Source organism: Streptomyces sp. NPDC004561, from assembly GCF_053602155.1.
The window spans coordinates 1-4,295 of record NZ_JBSGDB010000633.1; the positions used below are offsets into that span (position 1 = coordinate 1).

Genomic DNA, 4,295 nt, shown 5'->3' on the forward strand with positions numbered 1-4,295 from the left:
CCGCCATCGACGCGTTCTCCCGAGCCGGTGACTCGCTGGAATGCCCGCCCCAGCACGTCAATAAGACACCCGGGAGACCGGCAGCAGCCCCCCGGAGACCAGGGTGCGCAGCGCCACCTCCTGCTCGCCGGCCAGCCGTCCCAGCTCGGCCGACTCGCCGCCGAGGGCCGCGCCGCGCCGCTTCACCATGGCCAGGACCTGGAGCACGCCGTCGTGGATGTCCCGGGCCAGCCGCTCCCGTTCACGGGTGGCGGCCTCGATCTCCAGGGCGCGGGCGAGGGTGCGCTCGGAGGCGCGGGCCACCTCCACCACGTAGCCGATGGCGATGGCGGCCACCCAGACCAGGATCACGTTGTGCACGGTGTCCCGGGCGGGGTGGCCGCGCTCGACGAGGTTGACGACGGCCACGGCCGTGGAGGCGGCGGCCGCCCAGCGCCAGCCACCCTTGATGGCGAAGGCCAGCACCGAGCCTGCCGTCCATATCGACGGCAGGGTGGGGCCGCCGCTCGCGATCCGCTCATGGTTGTCGGCGAGCGGGGTGAGCAGGATGCCGGTGAGGGCGATGGCCAGGTCGACGGCCAGGAAGCGCCTGGTGCAGCTCGCCGCGCCGGACACCTTGGGCAGCGTGGCGAGTGTCCACACGGCGAGGACGGCGTAGTAGCAGACCGCGACCCAGGGGCGGACGAAGTGGGAGTACGCGGTGGCGCACAGGCCGATGGCGTACAGCATGGTCAGGACGCGGTAGCCGGCGAGCGCGCGCCACAGCGGCACCTCCACCGACATCCGCAGCACGCGCTCGCGCCTCGGCATGTCCCCCCGCCCCCGTCCCCTCCGTCAGGCCTCGGCCTTCTGCTTCTCGGCTTCCTTGGCCGCCTTCGCCGCCTCGGCGATCTGCCGCTTGGCGGCCGTCGCGTACATGTCGACGTACTCCTGGCCGGAGAGCTTCATGATCTCGTACATGACCTCGTCGGTCAGCGCGCGCAGGACGAAGCGGTCGTGCTCCATGCCCTGGTAGCGGCTGAAGTCCAGGGGTTTTCCTATGCGGATGCCGGGCCGCATCAGCTTCGGCATCACCTTGCCGGGCGGCTGGATCTTCTCGGTGTCGATCATCGCGACGGGGATGACCGGGGCGCCGGTGGCGAGCGCCACGCGCGCCAGGCCGCCGGGCTTGCCCCGGTAGAGCCGGCCGTCGGGCGAGCGGGTGCCCTCCGGGTAGATGCCGAACAGCTCACCGCGCTCCAGCACCTCTATGCCGCTCTTGATCGCCGCCTCGCCGGCGCCGCGCGCTCCGGAGCGGTCCACCGGGAGCTGGCCGACGCCCTTGAAGAAGGCCGCGGTGAGCCGTCCCTTCACCCCGGGAGTGGTGAAGTACTCGGCCTTCGCGATGAAGGTGACCTTGCGGTCCAGCATGGTGGGTAGGAAGAACGAGTCCGAGAAGGACAGGTGGTTGCTGGCCAGGATGGCGGGACCCTCTGCCGGAATGTTCTCCAGTCCCTCGACCCAGGGCCTGAAGGCGACCTTCAGCGGCCCGCCGATGGCGACCTTCATCGTGCCGTACAACACCCGTGTGCCTCCTGTTTCCGTCGAACAGACCTTAACCCGGAGGACCGTCAAAGGACCCGACGACCCTGGTCGGTGTCAGTGCCGTCGCGTACGGTGAAGCACATCCGCGAATTCTCACGCCTTGGCCGGCCGTCGGCGGGGCCTCTTCATGGACAGGAGAGTCGAAAGGTGCCGGTTCTCCCCGGAGCCGAGCCGTACCGCCACGCGGGCGGGGAGGTGGGTGTCCTCCTCTGTCACGGCTTCACCGGCTCGCCCCAGTCGCTGCGCCCCTGGGCGGAGCACCACGCGGCGCGCGGCCTGAGCGTGTCGCTGCCGCTGCTGCCCGGCCATGGCACCCGCTGGCAGGACATGCAGGTCACCGGCTGGCAGGACTGGTACGCGGAGGTGGACCGCGAGCTGCGGCTGCTCACCGAGCGCTGTCCGAAGGTGTTCGTCGCGGGACTGTCGATGGGCGGGGCCCTGGCGTTGCGGCTGGCCGCGCGGCACGGCGAGCGGGTCACGGGCGTGGTGGTCGTCAACCCGGCGAACAAGGTCCACGGCCTGTCGGCGTACGCCCTCCCGGTGGCCCGGCATCTCGTGCGGACGACGAAGGGCATCGCCAGCGACATCGCCAAGGAGGGCGCGGCGGAGCTGGGTTACGACCGGGTGCCGCTGCACGCGGCGCACTCGCTGCGGCGGTTCCTGAGCCGGCTGGACGGTGAGCTGCCGCAGGTCACCCAGCCGTTGCTGCTGCTGCGCAGCGCCCAGGACCATGTCGTCCCGGCGGCCGACTCGGCCCGCGTGCTGAGCCGGGTGTCGTCCATGGACGTGACGGAGATCGTGCTGGAACACAGCTACCACGTGGCGACGTTGGACGAGGATGCGGACCGGATCTGCGAGGAGAGCCTCGGCTTCATCGGCCGGCTCGCACCCGGTGTCGGCAAGGAAGGGACGGCGGCAGTTGGCTGAGCACGACTCCGACCGCGGGGGCCGCGAGGACCGCGAGGGCCGGGAGCCGGACGAGCAGGGGGTGCCCTTCGACGAGGACGCCGCCTGGCGGGCCATCGTGGCCGGGTACGGCGACGAGCCGTCGGACCCGCCGGGGACGAAGCCCTTCAAGCCGGTGGAGGACCTCGCGCTGCTGGAGAAGGACGCCCCGTCCGAGGACCCCGGCGACTCCGGGGAGCAGCGGCCCGCCCGGCCGCTGGGCAGCTCGATCTCGTTCGCGCCCGGTGTCGGCCCGCGCGTCCACCGGGCGGCCGAGCCGTCCGGGGACGACTTCGACGAGGACGACGAGGACCACTTCGTGCCCCCCGAGCCGCCCCCGCTGCCGGCCGCCGACACCACCGCGAAGTTCGCGTGGCTGGGTGTCGTCGGCGGCCCGGTCCTGCTCCTGCTGGCCGTGGTGCTCGGCTGGGAGATGACCTGGTGGCTGGAGACCGCCGGCATCGGCGGCTTCCTCGGCGGCTTCGCGACGCTGGTGACGCGGATGCGCACGGACGACGAGGACGACGATCCCGGGCGGGGGGCCGTGGTCTGAGACCCCGGGGGCGCGCTGGGCACCCGGCGGCCTGACCTTTGTGCGACCTCGTACCGACGGCCGCCGAGCGGGTGTGACACGAGGTCGAGCTGCCGGCACGCGACGGGGCCGGCCGGCGGGACCGCCACGGCGACGGCCGACCGGCTGCACGCGGGGCTCGGCGGAGGCGGGGCAGAGGTTTCCGCGGGTGCGGGCTCGGTGCGGCTGCGGTGCCGGTGCTGAGTGTGGCGCCGTGCCGGACGGCAGTTGTGCGGCCGGGCTGCGGGCGCTGATCGACGGGCTGCGGCCGGGCGGTACGGGCGCCTGAGCCGTCGGCCCCGGCCGAGCAGGTGGCGCCCGTCGATCCGGCCCAGGGCCTTTGCTGCACCTGGTTCAGGACGTCGTACCGGCGGCCGGGATGCGCAGTGCCGCCAGGACCGGAAGGTGGTCCGTGGCTGCGGTCAGGTCGGCCCGTGTGACGCCGGGCTGGTCCAGCGGGACCCCGCAGCCGAGCACCTCGACGCCCTTGGTGGCGAAGATCGCGTCGATGCGCCGGTGGGGCTCGCTGTGCGTCCAGGTCTCCTCGCCGCCCCAGGGAGCGACGGCCCGGCAGTCCTGGAGGCCGCCGGCGAGGAGGCGGAAGGTGCGGCCGTCCGGGCCTTCGTTCAGGTCGCCGCCCGCGACGGCGTGCTCGACACCGAGTCCGGCGAGACGGTCGAGGAGCAGGCGCCCCTGTTCGTGGCGCTCGTCGTCCTGGAGCGACAGATGGCAGCTGATCACTCCGAGGCGGGCGCCGCCGAAGCGGACCACCCCGGTGGCGAGGCCGCGCCGGTGGAGGCCGGGGGTGAGGGGCAGCAGGACGTCCTCGGTCCGCTCGACGACGGCCCGCAGCGAGCAGAGGACCGCCGGTCCGGCCGCCGTGGCGCCCCCCGTGAGGACCACCAGGCCGGAGGCCTCCGCCAGCCGCGCCAGCTTCTTGCGCCAGCGGAAGAAGCGGGGGGCCTCCTGGACGAGGACCAGGTCGGGGGCGCAGGCGGCGATCACCCTGGCCAGGGCGCCGGTGTCGTCCCGCATCGAGCGGATGTTGTGGCTCAGGACCCTGATGACCGCGGAACCGTCGGGCTCCGTGCGGGAGTTGGGGAGCAGTTCCATGTGGATCAATGTACGCCCGATGGAACAGGGCGCGAGGTTCATACGTGATCCGCTCCGACATCACCGAGCCGAGCACGCCGAC

4 protein-coding genes and 1 pseudogene are annotated in these 4,295 nt (G+C 72.8%); 2 read left to right on the forward strand and 3 right to left on the reverse strand.

What is annotated here, in order from left to right; translation table 11 throughout:
* Positions 1 to 63: 63 nt before the first annotated feature.
* Together ACWEN3_RS42425 and ACWEN3_RS42430 are read right to left on the reverse strand one after the other, a co-directional pair.
* Positions 64 to 810: pseudogene (locus tag ACWEN3_RS42425) on the reverse strand (DUF5931 domain-containing protein); the annotation flags it as partial.
* A gap of 24 nt (positions 811 to 834) precedes the next feature.
* On the reverse strand, positions 835 to 1,548 hold the full coding sequence (locus tag ACWEN3_RS42430) for a lysophospholipid acyltransferase family protein (RefSeq protein WP_452982883.1): 714 nt from the start codon (positions 1,546 to 1,548) through the stop codon (positions 835 to 837).
* A gap of 183 nt (positions 1,549 to 1,731) precedes the next feature.
* On the opposite strand from ACWEN3_RS42430, the gene ACWEN3_RS42435 reads away from it, so the two are divergent.
* Complete coding sequence (locus ACWEN3_RS42435; RefSeq protein WP_452982879.1) at positions 1,732 to 2,511, forward strand: alpha/beta hydrolase; 780 nt, start codon at positions 1,732 to 1,734, stop codon at positions 2,509 to 2,511.
* On the forward strand, positions 2,504 to 3,082 hold the full coding sequence (locus ACWEN3_RS42440) for a hypothetical protein (protein ID WP_452982881.1): 579 nt from the start codon (positions 2,504 to 2,506) through the stop codon (positions 3,080 to 3,082). The genes ACWEN3_RS42435 and ACWEN3_RS42440 overlap by 8 nt, the downstream gene beginning before the upstream one ends.
* 372 nt (positions 3,083 to 3,454) lie before the next feature.
* Here the strand turns inward: ACWEN3_RS42440 and ACWEN3_RS42445 are convergent, their stop codons facing one another.
* The gene (locus ACWEN3_RS42445; protein WP_452982886.1) at positions 3,455 to 4,213 is read right to left on the reverse strand and encodes an endonuclease/exonuclease/phosphatase family protein; all 759 of its coding nucleotides are present in this window, start codon (positions 4,211 to 4,213) and stop codon (positions 3,455 to 3,457) included.
* Positions 4,214 to 4,295: the final 82 nt, after the last annotated feature.

What these genes read in the sequence shown, in the direction of transcription:
- ACWEN3_RS42430 (WP_452982883.1), bottom strand. Translation starts at nt 1,548, where the DNA reads ATGAAGGTCGCCATCGGCGGGCCGCTGAAGGTCGCCTTCAGGCCCTGG.
- ACWEN3_RS42445 (WP_452982886.1), bottom strand. Translation starts at nt 4,213, where the DNA reads ATGGAACTGCTCCCCAACTCCCGCACGGAGCCCGACGGTTCCGCGGTC.